The organism is Kouleothrix sp. 19917, assembly GCF_057073505.1.
In genome coordinates, this window is record NZ_CP097099.1 from 4948703 (window position 1) to 4968424 (window position 19722).

Below are 19722 nucleotides of genomic sequence, written 5' to 3' on the forward strand. Positions count from 1 at the left end.
GTGGCAGGGCGGGCCTCGTGCATTTTCGATTTACGATTCGCCCAGGGGGCACCCGATTTACGATTATGCCGAGGCGCCTGCTGAACGAGCGCCGCAGGCACCCGTACAGGTCGTTTGAAAATGCGCTAAACGTACACGCCGCGCAGGTCGTTCCACTTGATCTTCAGCAGGTCGCGCATGAAGCGGCGCGCTTCTTTCAGCGCATCGACTTTCGAGCCGGGTGCGTCGATCCAGGCCACGGGCACTTCGGCCACCTGGTAGCCAAACTTCGCGGCCAGGTACAGGATCTCAAGGTCGAATGAGAAGCCGGCAATGGTTTGCGAGCGGTACAGGCGCTGGGCGGCCGTGCGCGAAAAGAGCTTGAAGCCGCACTGTGTATCGCGCACGCCAATGCGGAATACGTGCTTGACGATCCAGCGCAGGCCGTTGCTCATCAGCTGGCGCAGGGCCGAGCGGTGCGCTTCTTCCGCGCCATTGGCCGCGCGCGAGCCCACCGCAATGTCGTAATCTTCGTGCGCGACTTTCGCCAGCAGCTTGCCCAGCTCCTCAATCGGCGTGGAGTTGTCGGCGTCGTCGAACAGGATGTACTGGCCGCGCGCCGCCAGCATGCCCCGCCGCACTGCGCTGCCCTTGCCGCCATTGCACTCGGCGCGCAGCACGCGCAGGTTCGCGAAACCCAGCTCTTCCACCAGCTCCACCGTCTCGTCCTTCGAGCCGTCGTCGGCGATGATCAGCTCCCACTCGAAGCCCAGGTCGGAAACGTGGGCAGCAATTGCGCCAATCGTGGGAACAATGCGCACTGCCTCGTTGTAGGCGGGAATGACAATCGAGAGCAGCGGCGCATCGCTCACGGGCGTACTTTTCCACTGCATTTAGCTGTCGTATAGTTGCACATCGCTATCAATCATAGTTGCGTTGCTCCTCAGCCTCAAAAGTGTCGCGTCGGGCCGTCGCCGAACTGTTTTTAGGATAGCAAGTAGTTGATTTTCCGTATAGAATTCAGGATGACGCCCAGATTACTGGACATAGGCGGAACAGTATCAGCAATGTTGCCGTTTGATCGCGGGCCGGACGACCGACGAATGACGAACGACGAACGACGAACGACGAACGACGAACGACGAATGACGAAGGGATTATTAACCGCAAAAAGCGCAAAGAGCGCGAAGATATTTCGCTCACGGATTGCACCTGCCGACTGCCGACTGCCGACTGCTAACTGCTATAATGCCCCGCTGAAACCCACACGCCTTTTGCAAATGAAAGAGAACGCCCATGGCAAGCGCAGAAGATATTGGCCGCTACCGCACGAACTGGCAGGACGAGATCGAGAGCGCCGCGCTGTACGGGGCGATTGCCGACCACGAGCAGCAAGCCCAGCTTGCCGAGGTCTACCGCCGCCTGGCCGCCACCGAAGAGCAGCACGCCCAGTTTTGGGAAACGCAGCTGCGCGCCGCCGGCCAGCCAATCCCACAGCGCCGGCTCGGCTGGCGCACGCGCACGCTGATCTGGCTGGGGCGGCGCTTTGGTGCGCAGTTTGTGCTGCCCACAATTGCCTCGCTCGAGCAGGCCGACGACACTGGCTACCGCGCGCAGCCCGAAAGCCGCGCCACGCCCATGGCCGCGCAGGAGCGCTCGCACTCGCGCCTGATCCAGACGATTGTGGGTGGCATGCGCGGCGGCATGGAAGGCAGCGCGATCGCGCAGCTTGAAGGCCGGCATCGCGCCGCCAGCGGCAACGCCCTGCGCGCGGCGGTGCTGGGCGCAAGCGATGGCCTGCTGTCGAATTTCAGCCTGGTGATGGGCGTGGCCGGCGCGGAGATGAACGGCAATGGCGTGCTGGTGGCCGGGCTGGCCGGCCTGCTGGCGGGCGCGTTCTCGATGGCCCTGGGCGAGTGGATCTCGGTGCAAAGCTCGCGCGAGCTGTACGAACGCCAGATCGGCATCGAGCGCGACGAGCTGGCGGCCAACCCCGCCGAGGAGCAGGAAGAGCTGGCGCTGATCTACCAGGCCAAGGGCTTGCCCGAAGACCAGGCGCAGGCGCTGGCCGCCCGCCTGACCGCCGAGCCCGCCAACGCGCTCGACACGCTTGCCCGCGAGGAGCTGGGCGTCGACCCCGAGGAGCTGGGCGGCTCGGCATGGGAAGCCGCGCTCACCTCGTTCTTTCTGTTTGCGCTTGGCGCGATCATCCCGGTTGCGCCGTTTCTGTTCCTCGGCGGGCTGACCGCCGTGGTGGTGAGCGTGGCGCTGTGCGGGCTGGGCCTGTTTGGCATCGGCGCGGCGATCACGCTGCTGACCGGGCGGAGCGTCCTGCGCTCGGGCTCGCGCCAGGTGCTGATCGGCTTTGCGGCGGCGGCGATCACGTTTGCCATCGGCCGGCTGATTGGCGTGTCGATCAGTGGCTAGGGCGAGGAGATTTTCACCACGAAGACACGAAGGCACGAAGGTTCTCTAGCAGTTTGCAGTCGGCAGGATGCAGAAGGCAGTTGCATTTTCCGCGCTACAATGCGTTCTTCCAGCATATAAGCGTTCTATTGCTCTGCAAACCGCTATAAAGCACACAAACCAGCTTCGTGAATTGGGTTTGATGAGCGAGACGAGGAGATTTTCACCACGAAGACACGAAGGCACGAAGGTTCTCTAGCAGTTTGCAGTCGGCAGGATGCAGAAGGCAGTTGCATTTTCCGCGCTACAATGCGTTCTTCCAGCATATAAGCGTTCTATTGCTCTGCAAACCGCTATAAAGCACACAAACCAGCTTCGTGAATTGGGGTTGATGAGCGAGACTCGTTGGCTCTTGGTTCTCGGTTCTCGGTTCTCGGTCCCTGGTTCCTGCTCACTGCCTACTGCCTACTGCCTATTGCGGTAGAGCTGTAACGCAACGTTAAGGTTGCACGCTTGAAGCGCGCCCAACGAAAATGGATAATCGTGGTGTTCCGTTATCAATTTCAGAAAGGACACCCGATGCTCACCCATGTTTGGCAGCGCGCCCACCAGCATCGCCTGTGGTTTATGCTGTTCTGGTGCGCCGTGCTGGCCGCGATTGTTGCGCTGGCGCTGCCGGCCCGCGCCGCCGAGCACACGAATGCGCTGCCGTTTGTCAACAATTTCGCGACGGCGCGCTTCAAGCTGCTTTCCACCATCAGCAGCGGCGACCAGAAAATTTCGCTCTATGGCGGCGGCGAAGCCGTGCTTCCCGACCGCAGCAGCACCTGGCTGGGCAGCGCCTTCTCGAAAGATTTAATTTACACCATCCAGATTGGTCCGGCCGTCTACCAGCGCATTGGCAGCGGCCCGTGGAAGCGTACCGACGGCTCGGCGATGGGCGGCATTCAGGCCCAGCCGCTGTCGGCGCAGTTCAACTTGCTGCAGGAAAAGGCCAGCGCGATCATCAACTTTGGCCCCGAAAATGTGGGCGACGTGCCGGCCACGCGCTACCAGGTCTGGCTGAGCGGCACTAACGCGCTGGCGCTTTCGGGCGAAAATGCCGACATGCTGCCCGCGCAAACGCGCGACGAAATTGCCAAGCTGACGATTAAGTACGATTTCTGGATCGGCACGCAGGATAGCTTCCTGCACCAGCAGAACATTGAGATCGCGGTGCCGCAGAGTGGCGACACGCCCGCCGTCACCACCAGCATCCTCACCACGTTCTACGATATCAACGACCCGAACATCAGCGTGAATGCGCCGCAATAGCGCGACAGGCGCTCCCAGAAAAAGCCGCGTGGCAATTGTTGCCGCGCGGCTTTTTCATGCACTGCGCACCGTTCAAACAAGTATCAAGGCACGGCTATTTTGAGTATTCTGATGCCTTCGTGTCTTCGTGGTAAACGTCCTTATCTGAGCAGTGTTATCCCAACACCAGCGCCTCAAGCTCGGCCAGCAGCGCGCCAAGCATAGTTTCGGCGTGGGCGCGTGCCTGCGCGCAGGCGGCTATGTCGCCCGCCGCCTGCGCGGCCATTGCAGCGGCGTGGGCGGCTGCCACGGGCGCGTAGCGTTCGGCCAGGGCGCGCTGCTGCGCGGGCGCGAGCTGCGGCACCTGCACCTGCAACAGCTCGTCGACGCTCAGGTTCACCGTGCCAACGCCGTTCTGCAAGCGCAACAACTGCTCGCGGCCGGCGCGGCTGGCCAGAAACAGGAACAAAAACACCGGGTCGAGCGCGCGCGGCCGGATGATCAGCACATCGCCAGTGCACGACGCGCCGGGCTGGTGCGTCAGCAGGCACACCCGGCCGCGCCCCGCGCCGCCCACCCCCGCGCACGACACCAGAACGTCGTGCTGCTGCACGGCAGTGTGGCGCAGCCGGGCATGGGCGCGCGCGTCGCAGCGTTCGAGCCGGGCGTAGTTGTAGCCAGCCGGCAGGAATTCGCGGGTTTGGTAGTACTCGTAGGGCAGGCCTGCGCCACGCGCCTCGCCACGCGACGGGCGGACATGGTCGCCGGCAATCACCTCGCCGGGGCCGAGCAGCGCGCCCATTGGCTGCAAAGGCCAGCGCGCCCGCATGCGTTCGATCAGCGCGCGCGCGGCTGGCCGCCAGAAGGCTGCGTCGAGCCGGGACAGGCCGGGCTGCTGTGCCAGCCAGAAACATTCGGGCTGGCGGCCAGCCGCGCCGCTGCGAAAGGCCGACACCACGGCAGGCAGTTCTTCCAGCGTTTCGGGCAGGGCGAACAATATTTGATGTTCGGGTGATGGCGCAGCACGGCGCAGCAGCAGCAGGCTGCACGCCGCTGTGGTGCCGGTGCCGTAGAAAGTGCCACGCGGCAGCGCCACCACCGCCAGCACCGTGTTGTGCGCAAGCAGGCCGGCGCGCAATTCGCGCAGGCGCTCGTTCGCCAGCACACCGTTTGGCAGCACCAGCGCCACCGAGCCACCCGGCCGCGCCAGCTCCACAGCGCGCAGCAGAAAGCGCACTTCGCTCGCCAGCGATGCGCTGCGTGAAGCGCGCACGCCAAAGGGTGGGTTGCCTACCACCGCATCGAACGCGCCCGCCGGCAGGCTGGCCGGGTCGAGGCCGTCGGCGCAGCGCACACCCGCCAGCCCGGCGCCCTGCAGTTGTGCCACCAGCGCCGCGTCCAGGTCGCAGCCGGCCAGCTCGGCCTGCGGGGCAAATTCGCGCGCCGCCAGCAGAAATGCGCCATCGCCGCAGGCCGGGTCGGCAATGCGCGGCGCGGCGGGCAAGCACCCTTCGAGCAGGGCGTAGGCGCAGGCAACCACCGGCGCGGGCGTGAAATATTGGCCAAATGCGCGCCGGTGCGCGCTTGCTTTCGGCATAAATCGCTATTCTCCGCCTCGGCTCAAGCCCTTGGCAGTAATCTATCCACATTTTGTGGAAATTGTGGAAGAAGCATACAACATCTAGAAAATGGGTATAAACGCGCGTGTAGTAATCACCTCCTGCCTGCCCGGCGCAACAGCCAGCACCATCGGCGAACGGCGCGGAAACAGGCATTTTCGCCATTCTGGTGCTGCAACACGCTAAACGGTAAAATGCACATTAAAACAAAAAGTAGTATATACTAGCGTCCTACGTTTCAGGAACAGTCATATTGGCGGCTGTGCGCAAGTGCAGCCAATGCAGCACCGAATCCGATGCGGCAGCTTCATACGCCCGCAATCCGCCCGAAGCAGCCCCGGAGGCTCGGCAAAGCCGAGTCACTTCATTCGATCTGGTTTCGTATCACGGCATTTTGCACAGTCGCTCAATTGTTGCAGCAAGGCTGTGTTCCTTTAGCAACCCTTCGTTCCATCACATAAGCCTGCGCTGGCGCTGTTTCGATGCGCCAGGCGCATCTAGCGCAGAGTGAGGGTCTTCATGAAGCAACCGTTCTACGCGCGCCGCACCACCCGCCGGCTGCTGATCGCCCTGCTGATTATAGCGCTGCTGCCCGTGAGTGGCCTCACCAGTGTGCGCCCAGCCCAGGCTGCCTACGTCAACCGTTTCAGCATCACCACGCAGGGCGCAATGACGTTTACCGGCAACACGCTGGGCCTGAGCAAGCGCGCCGGCGCAAATGCGCCCGGCACGGTCGACGGCATTGGCGCGTTTATCAGCACCAACCCGGCCCTGCGCGACGCAACCTACCCGGCTGGCACCACCGCCCTCTGGCAGCAGAATGGCTCGTCGGCAGTGCTCGCTATTCCGGCTGGCAGCACAATCATTCGCGCTGAACTGATCTGGAGCGGCAGCTACAGCTATGGCGGCGAAGATGTCAGCGCATCGCTCGACCAGAGCATCAGCTTCACCACGCCCGCCAATGCGGCTGCCCCCGTCGCGCCCGCGCCAGCCGCCGGCACGACGCTGGGCACCAAAGGCCCGAATGGCACCTGCGCTTCCGACCCTGAGACGATGGTGCCGCCCAAGGTTGTGCCCTGTTTCTATGTGCGCTGGGCCGATGTCACGGCGCAGGTGCGCGCGGCTGGCGCGGGAACCTATAGCGTTGGCGGCGTGCCCGCCACACAATCCGACACGCCCGGCCTGGGCCAGGAAACCCGCAACAACGCTGGCTGGACGCTGGCGGTGATCTATGGCAACCAGACGCTGCCGGCCCGCAACCTGACCTTGTTTGTGGGCAACGAAGTAACCAACAAATCGGAGCAAAGCGACGCGGTGGTGCAGGGCTTCTGCACGCCACAAACCGGCCCGCTCTCGGGGCGGCTGATGCTCAGCGCCTCGGAAGGCGACGCCAACCGGGTGGACGACCAGATGCAGTTTGGGCGCGACACCGCAACACTCACTGCCGTCTCGGGGCCAAACAACCCATTGCATAACTTCTTTGGCTCGCAGATCAATCAGGATAACGGCACGCTGAACACCACTGGCTCGTTTGGCACGCAAAACCAGAACGCGCTCACCGGCGTCAACCGCGCTGGCGCCCGCCAGGGCTGGGATATTACCAACCTCGACGTGTCGGCGCAGCTGCAAAACGCCCAGACCAGCGCAGTGGCGCGCGGCACCTCGGCCGGCGACCAGTATGTCATCAATGCGCTTGGCACGCAGATCGACATTGGCGCGCCCTTTTTCCCGCCCGATGTCAAAACCGTGGACAAGGCCGCAACGTTTGCGGGCGACACGCTGACCTATAGCGTGCGTGTGGAAAACCAGGGCACCGCCACTGCGCTGAATGTTATTTTTACCGACGCGCCGCCCGCTGGCACCAGCTTCATCCCAGGCACCTTCACGATTGGCGGCGTCGTGCAGGCTGGCGCGAACCCAGTGGCCGGCGTGCCGCTTGGCGATATTGCCGAAGGAACCGGCAAACTCATCTCGTTCAAAGTGCGCGTCGATAGCATCCCGGCCTCGTTTCAGTTCGAAAATCGCGCATCGTGGACGTACAGCTATGTAAGCTGCCAGGGCCAGACGCCGCTGAACGGCTCGGTGACGACCAACCCGGCGATCACGCGCGCGGCCAGCATTGCCCCCGTGAAAAGCGCCAACCCGACCGGCCCGGTTGGCCCCGGCCAGGTGGTGACCTACGATGTGCGCGTGCCGAATGTTGGCCTGGCACCCACGGCCGGCAGCACGCTGGTCGACCCCATGCCGGCGGGCGTGACGTATGTGGCGAATAGCACCACGCTGAACGGCGCAGCCGTGCCCGACCTGCCCGGCGGCATTATGCCCTTCACGCAGCCGCGCCTGATCAACAGCCCCGGCGCGCCAGCCGGCCAGATCGACTCCGGCGCGGCGGCAGTGGTGCAGTTCCGCGCCACCGTGAACGCGAACGTCAGCGCGGCAATCGTCAACATCGCCACCGCCGACGAAGATGGCAGCGGCCCGATTCCGCCCAAGCAGGCGCGCGCCTTCAACCCGGTGGTGAACCTGCGCGCCACCAAAACCGACGCGATTGTGGCCGACACCGCGCCGCCCGGCGGCTCGCCCGGCGACACAGTAGAATACCGCATCAATGTGCAGAATACCGGCACCGGCACGGCCTCGGGCGTGGCATTCACCGACGCGGTGCCAGCCAACACCAGCTATGTGCCGGGCAGCACCACGCTGAATGGCGCATCCGTGCCCGACCTGCCGGGCGGCATCATGCCCTTCACACAATCGCGCGCGATCAACAGCCCCGGCGCGCCAGCCGGCCAGATCGCGCCAAACGCCGCCGCAGCGATTGTGTTCCGCGTGGTGGTGGCAAACCCGCTGCCGCGTGGCGTGCGCGAGATCGCCAACCAGGGCACCGTCACCAGCAACGAGCAGCCAACCTTCTTTACCGACGACCCGGCCACGCCCACGGCTGGCGACCCAACGATCACGCCCGTCACCGCCGCGCCCGTGCTTGCAGCCGATAAGTCGCCCGCGCTGCTGATCGACGCCGACGGCAACAATGTCGTTTCGCCCGGCGACACGCTGGGCTACACCATCATCATTCGCAACACCGGCAACACCGAAGCGGCTGGCGTGGTTTATTCCGATACGCCCGACGCCAATACCACGCTGGTGCCTGGCTCGGTCACAACCACGCAAGGCACAATTACGTCGGGCAACGCTGGCACGCCGCCGATTGGTGTCGATATCGGCAGCATCCCCGCGCCCGATGGCACCGTCACAATCAGCTACCGCGTCGTGGTGGTGAACCCGCTGCCGGTGGGTGTGACGCAACTGGTGAACCAGGGCGTGGTTGGCAGCACCGACCTGCCCGCCGTGCGCACCAACGACCCGCGCACCCCGCAGCCGAACGACCCGACCCGCGTGCCAGTGTCGGCCGCGCCCGAGCTTAGCGCCGACAAAACCGCGCGCCTGCTGAACGACGCCGACGGCAACAACGTCGTTTCACCCGGCGACACGCTGGTCTACCAGATCGTCATTCGCAACACCGGCAACACCGCCGCGCTCGACGTGGTCTATTCCGACACGCCCGACCCCAACACCACGCTGGTGCCAGGCAGCGTGCAGACCGACGCCGGAACCGTGACGGGCGGCAACACCGGCACGCCGCCAGTGGCCGTGCAGATCGGCACGCTGGCGGTTGGCTCAGTCGTCACAATCAGCTACCGGACCACCATCAACAAACCGCTGCCGGCTGGCGTGACGCGGCTGGAAAATCAGGGCCTGGTGACGAGCAGCAACCACCCGCCCGTCCCCACCAACGACCCAACCACGCCGCGACCCAACGACCCAACCATCATTATTATTGTGGCGCAGCCCGAGCTGAGCGCCACCAAAACCGACACGCTGGTTGGCGATGCCGACCTGAGCGGCGCGCCTTCCGCCGGTGACACCCTGCTCTACCAGATTGTGGTGCGCAACACCGGCAACATCGCCGCCGCCGACCTTGCGCTGGCCGACACGCCCGACCCCAACACCACGCTGGTAGCGGGGAGCGTGCAAACCAACCTGGGCACCGTCACGCGCGGCAACACCGCTGGCGACCGCAGCCTGGCTGTGGCGCTGGGCGATCTGCCGGGCGCGGGCGGCAGCGCCACAATCAGCTTCAGGGTGCGGATCAACAGCCCGCTGCCCGCTGGCGTGACGCAGGTTGCCAACCAGGGTGTCTTTAATTCCAGCAGCGGGCCGGCTGTGCTCACCGACGATCCCGACACGCCCGCGCAGGACGACCCGACCATCACGCCGCTGACGCCCGCGCCCGCGATTGCAGCCCAGAAAACCGACGACCTGGCGCGCGACGCCGATGCCGATGGCGTGCCTTCGCCCGGCGACACGCTGCGCTACACGATTGTGGTGCGCAACACCGGCAATGGCACGGCCACCGGCGTCGCCCTGGACGACACGCCCGACCCGAACACCACCCTGGTGGCTGGCTCGGTCACCAGCACGCTCGGCACCGTCACACGTGGCAACACCGCTGGCGACCGCAGCGTGGCCGTGGACATTGGCGGCCTGCCAAGCGGAGGCAGCGCCACCGTCACCTTCCAGGTGGTAGTAAACGACCCGCTGCCCGAAACGGTGACGCAGGTGGCTAACCAGGCGCTGATCAGCGGCAACTTCCCCACCGTGCCCTCCGACGACCCTGCCACGCCGCCAATTGGCGACCCAACCATCACGCCGCTGGTGCGCGCGCCACGCCTGAGCGCCAGCAAAGTCGATCTGCTCGACACTGATGCGGATGGCAATGGCGTGGCCTCGCCCGGCGACACCCTGCTCTACCAGATCACGCTGCGCAACACCGGCAGCGCCAGCGCCACAGGCGTGCTCTTCACCGACGCGCCCGACGTGCGCGCAATCATCTCTGGCACACTCACCACGACGCAAACCAATGTCGTCCTGGTGAGTGGCACTGTGCGAAGCAGCCAGGGCACGGTGGAAAAAGGTAATGCGAACGGCGACCAGACCATTCGCATCACCATCGGCACGCTGCCCGCGCGCACCGGCATTGTCACCATCAGCTTCAAGGTGCGGATCAAGAACCCCGTGCCGGCCAGTATTACCCAGGTCTCGAACCAGGGCGTCGTCAGCGGCGACTTCCCCAGCCTCGCCACCGACGACCCCGACACGCTGCCGGTGGGCGACCCGACGGTCACGCCCATTCGGCTCGACCCGGCCATCAGCGCCGACAAGACGGTGAGCCTGGCGGTCGATGCCGACAACGACAAGCGCGTCTCGCCCGGCGACACGCTCCAGTATCGCGTGATCATCACCAGCCGCGGCAACATCCCGGCGCTGGCGCTGGTTTATACCGACACGCCCGACCCGAACACCACGCTGGTTCCCGGCTCGGTGAGCACCAGCCTGGGCAGCGTGCAGAACGGCAACACCGGCACACCGCCCGTGCGCGTGGCAATTGGCGACCTGCCGCCCGGCGCAAGTGTCACTATTAGCTACCGCACCACCATCAACAAACCGCTGCCATCAAATGTGACGCGCATCGAGAACCAGGGCCTGGTCACCGGCTCGAACATTCCCGACACGCCCACCGACGACCCAAGCACGCCCGCGCCCGGCGACCCAACGCGCATACCCGTCACGCCCACGCCAACACTCGTTGCCGAGAAGTCGGATTTCCTGACTGGCGACGCCAACAGCAATGGCAAGTTCAGCGCAGGCGACACACTCACCTACCTTGTGCGCATCACCAACAAGGGCCAGGTGGCGGCAACCAACGTGACATTCAACGACAACCCGACCAGCTTCTTCCGAAACGTCACATTCCAGGTCGGCACCGTTGTCGCCAGCCAGGGCACGATCCTGAAAGGCAATAATGCGGGCGATACTACCATTCAGATCGCAATCGGCACCTTGCCGCCCGGCGCCAGCGTGCACATCAACTTCGACGTGCTTATCAACAACCCGGTCAGCCCCAATTTTGTGAAAAACCAGGGCACCATCGGGGCCTCAAATGCGCCGACGACGCTGACCGACGACCCCGACACGACTGAGCCCAATGACCCAACCATCACGTACATACCGCCGGGGCAGGGGCCACCCACCGCGATTCAGCTGCTGAGCTTCACCGCGCGCTGGCAGGGCCAGCAGGTAGCAGTGCGCTGGGCTACCGGCGCGGAGCGCAATACGTGGGGCTTCCACCTCTACCGCAGCGCCTCCCGGCAGCGCAGCAGCGCCAGCCGCATCACGTCCACTATCATTCTGGCGGCGGGTCGTAATGGAGGTGCAAGCTATTCATGGATTGACACGCCCAACTCTCAGGCTACAATGTATTATTATTGGCTGCAGGAAATCGAGCTCGACGGCACGATCCACGAATATGGGCCAATTGTAACGAGCAGGTAGTTCAGCGTTGATCTGTGTTCGGCTGGGTCATGGCTTGCTTCAGGCACATGACCCAGCCCGCGCGTCTTCGCTCGCCTGCGCAGCGGTTCTATAACAAACGAAGGAAAAATCTCTTATTCTTTTTGCAACAGGAGTTATTTATTATGAAACTGGCAACCTGGAAAGTTATTTTTTTAATATTTTGGGTTAGCATTCTTTCGATCGGCCTGTTCACCAGCTCATTGCCGCGCAGCACAGCCGCGCCGCTCGCCGCCATCAGCGAAACGCCGATTGAACAACCCACCCGCACGCCCACCAGCACACCCGATACACGCACCCCAATCGCCACTCCCCACCGCGACAAACCCGGCATTGCCGACCCGGCAGTGACCAAGTCGGTGAATGTAGGCGAGGCGCGCATTGGCGACGAAGTGACCTTCACGATCAAAGTCACGAACCGGGGCAACGATACCGCCAACGACGTGGTAGTGACCGACCCCATCCCCGATTATATGGATGTGATTGAAGCGACCACCACGCGCGGCAATGTGTCGAGCAATGGCCGCACTGTGATTGTGAATGTCGGGCCGGTTGCGCCCGGCGAGGAAGTGACCATTCGCATTCGCGTGCGCATCAACGAGCGCGCCCAGCCGCCGGTTGGCCGCAATGGCGTCAGCATCACCACCAGCAGCCCCGGCGACGACCCCGGCAATAACAGCAGCGAAACGACGTTCAGCATTATTGGCGAGGCCACGCCCACCGCCGAGCCGCTCACAGCCACACCTGTGCCCACGGCCGCGCCGCGCCAGCTCCCACGCACCGCCGCAGGCGATGATAATAAGGAACTCATCGTCCTGGGCGTGCTGGTTGGCCTGGTGGCGTTCGCCCTGAGCTTGCTGATGCGCCGCCTGCGGCAGTTCTAAGCAGCTTCCCCATCACAAACAGCAGAGCCGTCGCACAGTGCGACGGCTCTGCTGTTTGCTGGCCACCGGCAGAATTGCAACCGCATTATTAAAAGACAAGGCGAAAACAGGGAAAGAACGTCAGCATTGCAATTCCCAAACCCTATTCCCCACACCCTAACCCCTGCGCTGAAAGCGCCCTAGCCCACTTCCAGCAGATCGAGCCGCGCCGCGCCAATCGACAGCGCGCCCCAGGCCACCAGCCCGGTCAGCGCCAGAAACAGCGCCCAGCTTAACAGCACCAGCGCGGTGGCGAACTCGGGCGCGAACTGGCCCAGCACGGGCAGAAACAGCACAATACCCAGCCCAAGCACGATGTACACGAGGTAGGCGATCGGCGCGAGGCAGCCAGCGCGAAACGAATTCTGCTGGCGCGGGTTCTCCCAGTTCAGCTTGGGAAAGGCCGCGCCAATGCCGACCGTGATGCTCACCACGCCCAGGCCCGCCACCAGCACCAGCGCCAGCGAGCGCGCAACGTCGGCCGGGCTGCTGCGCTGCAATACGCCCAGCGCCACCGTAAACAGCACGCCCACGGTTGGGTACGGCAGGTAGGCCAGCGCAAGTTTGCCCAGCAGCAGGCGCATCGAGCTGATTGGCGCGGTTTTCAGCAGCCAGAAGCCACGCCCTTCGCGGCTTACGCCCGCGCCGCCCATCGCGCCCGAAAGCACCAGGCAGATGTAGAAGCTAATGCCGGCCGAGGTAAAGGCCTGCAAGGAAGCGAACCACGCGGGCGTCTCGGGGTCGGGCGCGCTCGCACCACCGCTGATCAGCCGAAACGACCAGATCGCCGCCAGCACCAGCGGGAAAATCAGCTGCTGGAGATTGCGCAGGTCGCGGGGAAACACGCGCAGGTCTTTTTCCAGCACGGCGCGCGACTGCGCGGGCAACACCCACGACCACAGGCCGAGCGCCCACGGCCTTTTGCTGGCCGCGCCTGCGCGCCGCTCGTCCTTCACGCGCCTGCGAACGCGCCCACCCTGCGTCGCCATATTCGACCAGCCGGCGTAGTACAGCCGCTCGGCCAGCAGCAGGCACGCGCCAAACACCAGCGCCGACAGCGCCACAAACAGGCCGCCGTAGAGCGCCAGGGTGCCCCAGCGCCCTTCGCCCGCCGCAATCAGCGCGCGGCTGGCCCACGCCGAAGGCGCGAGCGGGGTGTCGAAGCGGCGCAGGTAATCGAGCATGCGCGTGTTGCTTACCTGCGGGGCCAGCTCGCGCGAAAACTGGCTGAAAATATACCAGGCAATGCCGACCATGCCACCCAGCACGCCAACGATCTCGCGCGCGCGCCGCGCCGGGATCACGCGCACCACCGCCATTGTGAGCAGCGCGCCCAGACCCATGGGCAGCAGCGGCAGCAGCAGCAGCGTCACAATTGCCACGACGAAGTAGGCCGCGCCAAAGCCTAACCCCTGCCCAAAGCCCACCAGAAACGGCCCAAGCAGGAAAAACAGCAGCAGGTAGGGCACCAGCAGGCCGCCAAAAAACTTCACCACAAACACGGCGCGCATCGGCACGGGCGCGGCCAGCAGCATGTCGATATCGCCCGACAGGTACAGCGACGACAGCACCGTGGTGAAGCTGGTGAGCACCAGAATGACCAGCGCGCCAAACAGCACCACCGACGGCACCGCCAGCAGGTAGGTGCGGAAATCGACGCTGAAGCCCGGTGGCAGGGCCGCGCCCTCGCGGGCGGCGCGCGCCAGCAGCTCTGCGAAGCGCGGGCTGGTCAGGCCGCGCACAATGCTGCGCGACAGCCAGTAGAGGCCGTAGGCGGCCGCGCACAGGCCCACCGCCAGCAGCAACAGGCCAATTTTATTCGCCACTTTGCCGCGCCAGAAGCTATTGCGCGCAATGATGAAGCGCGTGCGGATCAGCACGCCAATTGCATGAATCATTGTTTCTTACTACACACAGGTTTGTGCGGCTCTGAACAGGTACGCACTACGCATTACTGACTATATGCCAAGTGCGTAGTGAGTAGTGCGTAATTCTTCCACCGAGTTCGTGGTTTTACAAACACAACGCTACGCCAGCGCCGCCGCAATCTCGGCTTCTTCCGAGCCGCCGGTCAGCTCCAGAAAAATATCTTCCAGACTCGCGCCCGTATGCCCGGCGCGCAGCTCGTCCATTGTGCCGGTAGCAATCACCTGCCCGCCGCTGATAATTGCCACGCGGTCGCACATGCGCTCTGCGATCTCAAGAATGTGGGTGGTGAGAAACACCGCTGTGCCGCGCTCGGCCACGCCGCGCAAAATGTCTTTAATCAGGCGGGCGCTGCGCGGGTCGAGGCCCACGGTTGGCTCGTCGAGGAAGAAGGCTTGCGGGTTATGCAGCAGCGCGCCGGCCAGCGCGGTTTTCTGGCGCATGCCATGCGAGTAGCCGCCCACCAGCTCGTCGCCGCGATTCTCAAGGTCGAACAGCTTCAGCAGCTCTTCGCCGCGCCGCTGCGCCGCCGCCCGGTCGAGCTGGTAGAGGCCGGCAATGAAATCGAGAAACTCGCGCGCGGTCAGTTTTTCGGGCAGGTAGGGCTGGTCGGGCACGTAGCCAATCAGCGATTTCGCGGCAATCGGCTCGCGCTGGATGTCGTGCCCGCCGATGCGCGCCACGCCCGCCGAGGGGCGCAGCAAGCCGATCAGCATTTTGATGGTCGTGGTTTTGCCCGCGCCATTCGGCCCCAGAAAGCCAAAAATCTCGCCAGGGCGCACCTGCAGATCGACGCCTTTCACCGCCAGGGTATCGCCGTAGCGCTTCTGCAAGCCAACGGCTTCAATAATCGGCGGCAGGCCGTTCGGTGGGTTCATCATCATCTCGTTTCAGTGGGTGAGTGCATGTGGCTGGGATGTATGCGGCTGTAGGGTATACGCGCCTGCGGCGCGCAGGGTTGCATGATAGCACAAAGTGCGCAGGCACCCTCGTGTTGGGCAGCCGCGCACCAAATACGCCACAGAGAACACAGAGGCCACGGAGAAGGAAAGCTCCGTGGCCTCTGCGACTCAATCACCTGCCGTTATTCGCTCAGCGCGGCCGGCGCCACGATTGGCGGCAGGCGGCGTGCAATCTCGTCGCGCTGCCCTTCCAGCCAGGGCGGCAGCTGCAATTGCGTGCCCAGAGTCGCAAGCGGCTCATCGACGGCGAAACCCGGCGCGTCGGTGGCGATCTCAAACAGCACGCCGCCCGGCTCGCGGAAGTAGATCGACTGGAAATACTTGCGCTCGCGAATTTCGGTGACGCCAACACCCTGAGCCAGCAGCGCCTGCCGCCACGCCTCCAGCGCCGCCGCTTCGGGCACGCGCCAGGCGACGTGGTGTACCGAGCCGGCCGCAATCGAGCCACGCGGCACATTCGGCCGCTCAAGCAGCGTCACGCTTGCGGCGCTCGCGCCTTCGCCGAGCACAAGCGCACCCTCGGCGGCGTGGAAACCGAGCAGTTCGGCCAGAAACGCAGCGCTCGGCGCCGCCTGCGCCACGGTCAGCGTCACGCCCGCCAGGCGCTGGATCGCCACCGCCGGGGGAACGTCGCCCGCAGCCGAGCGGTGCGCCTCGCCCACTGTTTCCACCAGCTCAAGCAGCAGCCCGGCCGGGTCGTAGAGCTGGATCACGGCTGCGCCGTTGCGCGTTTCCGGGCCGCCATAGCGCCAGCCAACATCGGCAAGCCGCGCCTGCCAGAAGGGTAGCGCGCCAAGCGGCACCGCAAACTGGATGGCGCTGATCTGCCCGGTGCCGCTGCTGCCGTGGCGGCTGGCCGGCCACGGGAAGAAGGTGATGATCGTGCCGGGCTGGCCGCTTTCGTCGCCATAGTAGAGGTGATAGGTGTAGGGGTCGTCGAAGTTCACGGTTTGCTTCACCAGGCGCAGGCCAAGCACGCGGGTGTAGAAATCAATATTTTCCTGCGGCTCGCCAACAATCGCGGTGACGTGGTGAATGCCGAGCAGTTGCGTGTTCATAGGTTCTCCAAATTGTTTAGCACTAAACATTCCGACCGAAAAGAACGCCGCATCGCGGCGGGTGGTTTGTGTGCTGACAATAGTTTACCACTAAACTATCATGATGTCAATAGCTAGGGGAGCGGAGGTTTCAGGTTTGCAGGTTGGCAGGTTCTCAGGTTGCGACGAGCGGAGCTATCAACCGCAAAGAGCGCAAAGAGCGCAAAGAGTTGCAGGTTTGAATGTGGCAGGTTTGAATGGTGCAGGCTCAATCCCAAAACCCCATACCCTAAACCCACATGTGGTTGCAGGTTGCAGGTTGCAGGTTGCAGGTTCGCAAGCACAGCTCACTGCCGACTGCCAACTGCCGACTGCTTGCTTTTCGGTTCCGTGGTTCTGCGGTTCTGTGGTTCTGCGGTTCTGTGGTTCTGCGGTTCTGTGGTTCGTATCAGGCGGCCTGCGGCTCGGCGCGCTCCAGCCACTCGGCGGGCGTCCACTCCTGCGCATCGAGCGGCAGAGTGAATGAGAAGGTCGTGCCTTCGTCCTCGTTCGCGTCGAACCAGATCTCGCCGCCGTGCAGCTCGACCAGACGCTTGGTGATGCTCAGGCCCAGGCCGGTACCGCCCACCTCGTCGCGCAGGGGGTTGTCGGCACGGAAGAAGGGTGTGAAGATGTAGCGGCGCGCGTCTTCGTTGATGCCCACGCCCGTGTCGCGCACATCGACGCGCAGGCGATTGCCGCCATTCCGCAGCGTTATGTCCACATGCCCGCCAACCGGCGTATATTTGCACGCATTGCTCACCAGATTTACGGCAACCTGGCGCAGGCGCTGGCGGTCGGCCATGATGCGCGGCAGCCCCTGCTGCACATCAATTGCCAGCGAGATCGAGCGCTCGGTGAACTGCGAGTACAGCGATTCGCCCACTTCGTACAGCACTTCCGACACGTCGATTGGCTCGCGCCGCAGCCGAATCTCGCCCGCCTCGACCTTGGAAACATCAAGCAGGTCGTCAATCAGCTCGACCAACCGCGCGACGTTATTCTTCACGACTTTGAGGAATTCACCTTGCGACTCGCTCACCGGGCCGAGCGTGCCAAGCAGCAGCAGGTCGACATAGCCGCGTATCGAGGTGAGCGGCGTGCGCAGTTCGTGCGAGGCGGTGGCAATAAACTCGCTCTTGAGGCGGTCGGAAAGCACTTCGCGCGTGATGTCGTGGTACACAATCACGCCACCCAGCCACGTGCCACCCGCCGAGCGCACTGGCGCAAAATGGGCATGCAGCGACCGCTCGCCCACCTGGAGCTGCTGCACGCCTTCGGCCTGAGTTTGCTGCAAATCGGCGGGCACACCGGGCAGGTCGTTCATAGGCCGGCCCAGGAAGCTGGTTGCCTGAATGCCAAGAATCTCCTCGGCAGCCGGGTTGATCATGCGCACGCGCCCGAGCCGGTCGCTCACGACCACGCCATCGGCAATCGAGCGCAGGATCGCAAAGGTCTTGCTGATTTCTTCTTCGCGCTGGCGCACCGTCACGCCCAGGCGCTCGCTCTGCTCAGAGACATAGCGGTAGAGCTGGGCTTTGGAAAGCGCAACCGCGATCTGGCCAGCCGCCGCCAGCGCCAGCTGGCCGTGCTCGGCGCTGAAATGCGCGGGCGCGGAATGCACCAGCACCAGCACGCCCAGCACTTCTTTTTCGAGCATCAGCGGCGCGGCCAGCACCGAGCGGTCGCCCGATTCATCGCCCGCCGGCCAGCGCGTGTCGCTCGCAGAATCGTCAATCACCGCAACTTCGCGGCTGGCAAGCACCCAGCCGGCCAGTGCGTGCGCCGGCTCAAGCGCGTTCACTGCCGCGCTGCCCGCCACAACCCCGCGCTCGTGATCAAAGGCCGTGCGCAGCACCAGCCGCCCGCCGGTTGGTTCCACCAGCATAATGCCGCCATGCAGCGCGCCAGTGGCCTGCGCAATCAGCGTCAGCGCCTGCGCCAGCACCTCGCGCTCATCGAGCGTGACGGCCAGCGTGCGCGCGATCTGGTAGAGCGTCTCGGCGCGGTCGCGGGCCAGCGCAAGGTCGGCGCGCGCCTGCTCGATAGTAGCGGTGGCGGTGATCACGCGCTGCTCCATGGTGCTGTAGAGCGCGTTGTTATCGAGCGCGGCGGCGGCCTGGTTCGCCAGCAGCTCCAGCAGCGGCAGAGCTTCTTCCAGCGCATCCTGCTGGTTGCTTGCAGCCGAAACCGTCATCAGGCCCTGCACTTCGGCGAACTGGCTACTCAGCGGCAGCACCAGATGCGACTGGCCGCGGATCGAGCGGAATGGCAGCTGGTCGGCGCGGTAGGTGCTTTGCCCGGCACGCCGGTTGGCGTTCAGCAAGGGCGAGAAATCGTCCCACGGCAGCTGCAAGCCTTCGAGCGCGCGCAAGCGCCGCCCGCTCGCGCCCAGCGCCATGGTCACTGCCACGGTGCCAGCGTGCCAATCGACCTGGCTGAGTGTCACGCAGTCGAAGTTGCCGCTGGCCTGCACCGCCTGCGCCACTTCTTCCAGCACCTGCTGCGGCTGGCTGGTCACGCGCAGCCGGTTCGACACCTTGAGGAACTCGTGCAGCACCTGCTCGCGGCGCTGTGAGCGCTGGCGCACGCCTTCCTCAATCGAAAGTGCGCGGTAGAGGACCACGCCGATCAGGCCCACGCCGGCCGCCCGCAGCGCCCACGTCAGCGCGGCCGGCACCAGCGCCGCGGGGGGCACCTGAAGCAGGAACAGGCCATCGACCAGCCAAACCGAGCCAATCAGCAGGGCCGCCCAGCGCCCGCGCAGCAAGAGCGGCGTGGCGGTAGAGACCAGCAGCAGCGCGACCCACATGGGCGAGCTTGCGCCGCCGGTGGTGGCGATCAGGCCCAGCGCCGCCACGCCATCGACGGCCAGCAGCGTCAGCGCCAGTGGCCGGTGCCGCATGCGCCGCCCGCGCCCGAGCATCAGCCCGGTGAGCGGGCCAGCAACCGCCAGAATGATCAGAAAAATGGCGACGCGGAACTGCCCAACCACGTTGGCAACCTGGATGGCCGCAAGCACCAGCAGCGCCAGCGCAAACGTCGCATAGCCAAGCGCAACCCAACGGCGGGTGAGCATCCCACCAAACGAGCTAGCTGAAGGCTTCGGACGGATCAATGCACTTCC

General features: G+C 64.5%; 10 protein-coding genes. 4 read left to right on the forward strand and 6 right to left on the reverse strand.

Annotated elements, in window-relative coordinates; genetic code table 11:
- Window positions 1-125 precede the first annotated feature (125 nt).
- Window positions 126-872: a dolichyl-phosphate beta-glucosyltransferase gene (locus M1P90_RS19980; RefSeq protein WP_483697056.1), complete on the reverse strand. Its 747-nt coding sequence runs from the start codon at window positions 870-872 to the stop codon at window positions 126-128.
- A gap of 403 nt (window positions 873-1275) precedes the next feature.
- Between M1P90_RS19980 and M1P90_RS19985 the strand changes: the two genes are divergently transcribed.
- Both M1P90_RS19985 and M1P90_RS19990 read left to right on the forward strand, forming a co-directional pair.
- Window positions 1276-2406 (forward strand): VIT1/CCC1 transporter family protein, encoded by a 1131-nt coding sequence (locus tag M1P90_RS19985; protein WP_483697057.1) that lies wholly within the window; start codon window positions 1276-1278, stop codon window positions 2404-2406.
- A 558-nt stretch (window positions 2407-2964) separates the two neighbouring features.
- Window positions 2965-3699, forward strand: a complete 735-nt coding sequence (locus M1P90_RS19990; protein ID WP_483697058.1) for a hypothetical protein — start codon at window positions 2965-2967, stop codon at window positions 3697-3699.
- 154 nt (window positions 3700-3853) lie between these two features.
- Here the strand turns inward: M1P90_RS19990 and M1P90_RS19995 are convergent, their stop codons facing one another.
- Window positions 3854-5275 carry an HsdM family class I SAM-dependent methyltransferase gene (locus M1P90_RS19995; RefSeq protein ID WP_483697059.1) on the reverse strand — a complete coding sequence of 474 codons (1422 nt, stop codon included), beginning with the start codon at window positions 5273-5275 and terminating at the stop codon, window positions 3854-3856.
- 541 nt (window positions 5276-5816) lie between these two features.
- Here M1P90_RS19995 and M1P90_RS20000 point away from each other — a divergent pair.
- Complete coding sequence (locus tag M1P90_RS20000) at window positions 5817-11690, forward strand: beta strand repeat-containing protein (RefSeq protein WP_483697060.1); 5874 nt, start codon at window positions 5817-5819, stop codon at window positions 11688-11690.
- A gap of 143 nt (window positions 11691-11833) precedes the next feature.
- Entirely contained in the window at window positions 11834-12592 is a 759-nt protein-coding gene (locus tag M1P90_RS20005; RefSeq protein WP_483697061.1) for a DUF11 domain-containing protein, read from the forward strand.
- 179 nt (window positions 12593-12771) lie between these two features.
- On the opposite strand, the gene M1P90_RS20010 is transcribed toward M1P90_RS20005, so the two are convergent.
- The 4 genes from M1P90_RS20010 to M1P90_RS20025 all read right to left on the reverse strand — a co-directional run bounded on the left by M1P90_RS20010 (window position 12772) and on the right by M1P90_RS20025 (window position 19713).
- Window positions 12772-14529: a putative ABC transporter permease subunit gene (locus M1P90_RS20010; RefSeq protein WP_483697062.1), complete on the reverse strand. Its 1758-nt coding sequence runs from the start codon at window positions 14527-14529 to the stop codon at window positions 12772-12774.
- A 129-nt stretch (window positions 14530-14658) separates the two neighbouring features.
- On the reverse strand, window positions 14659-15435 hold the full coding sequence (locus tag M1P90_RS20015; RefSeq protein WP_483697063.1) for an ABC transporter ATP-binding protein: 777 nt from the start codon (window positions 15433-15435) through the stop codon (window positions 14659-14661).
- A 206-nt stretch (window positions 15436-15641) separates the two neighbouring features.
- Window positions 15642-16577, reverse strand: coding sequence for a ring-cleaving dioxygenase (locus M1P90_RS20020; RefSeq protein ID WP_483697064.1), 936 nt, complete (start codon window positions 16575-16577; stop codon window positions 15642-15644).
- Window positions 16578-17004: 427 nt separating this feature from the next.
- Complete coding sequence (locus M1P90_RS20025) at window positions 17005-19713, reverse strand: ATP-binding protein (RefSeq protein ID WP_483697065.1); 2709 nt, start codon at window positions 19711-19713, stop codon at window positions 17005-17007.
- Window positions 19714-19722: the final 9 nt, after the last annotated feature.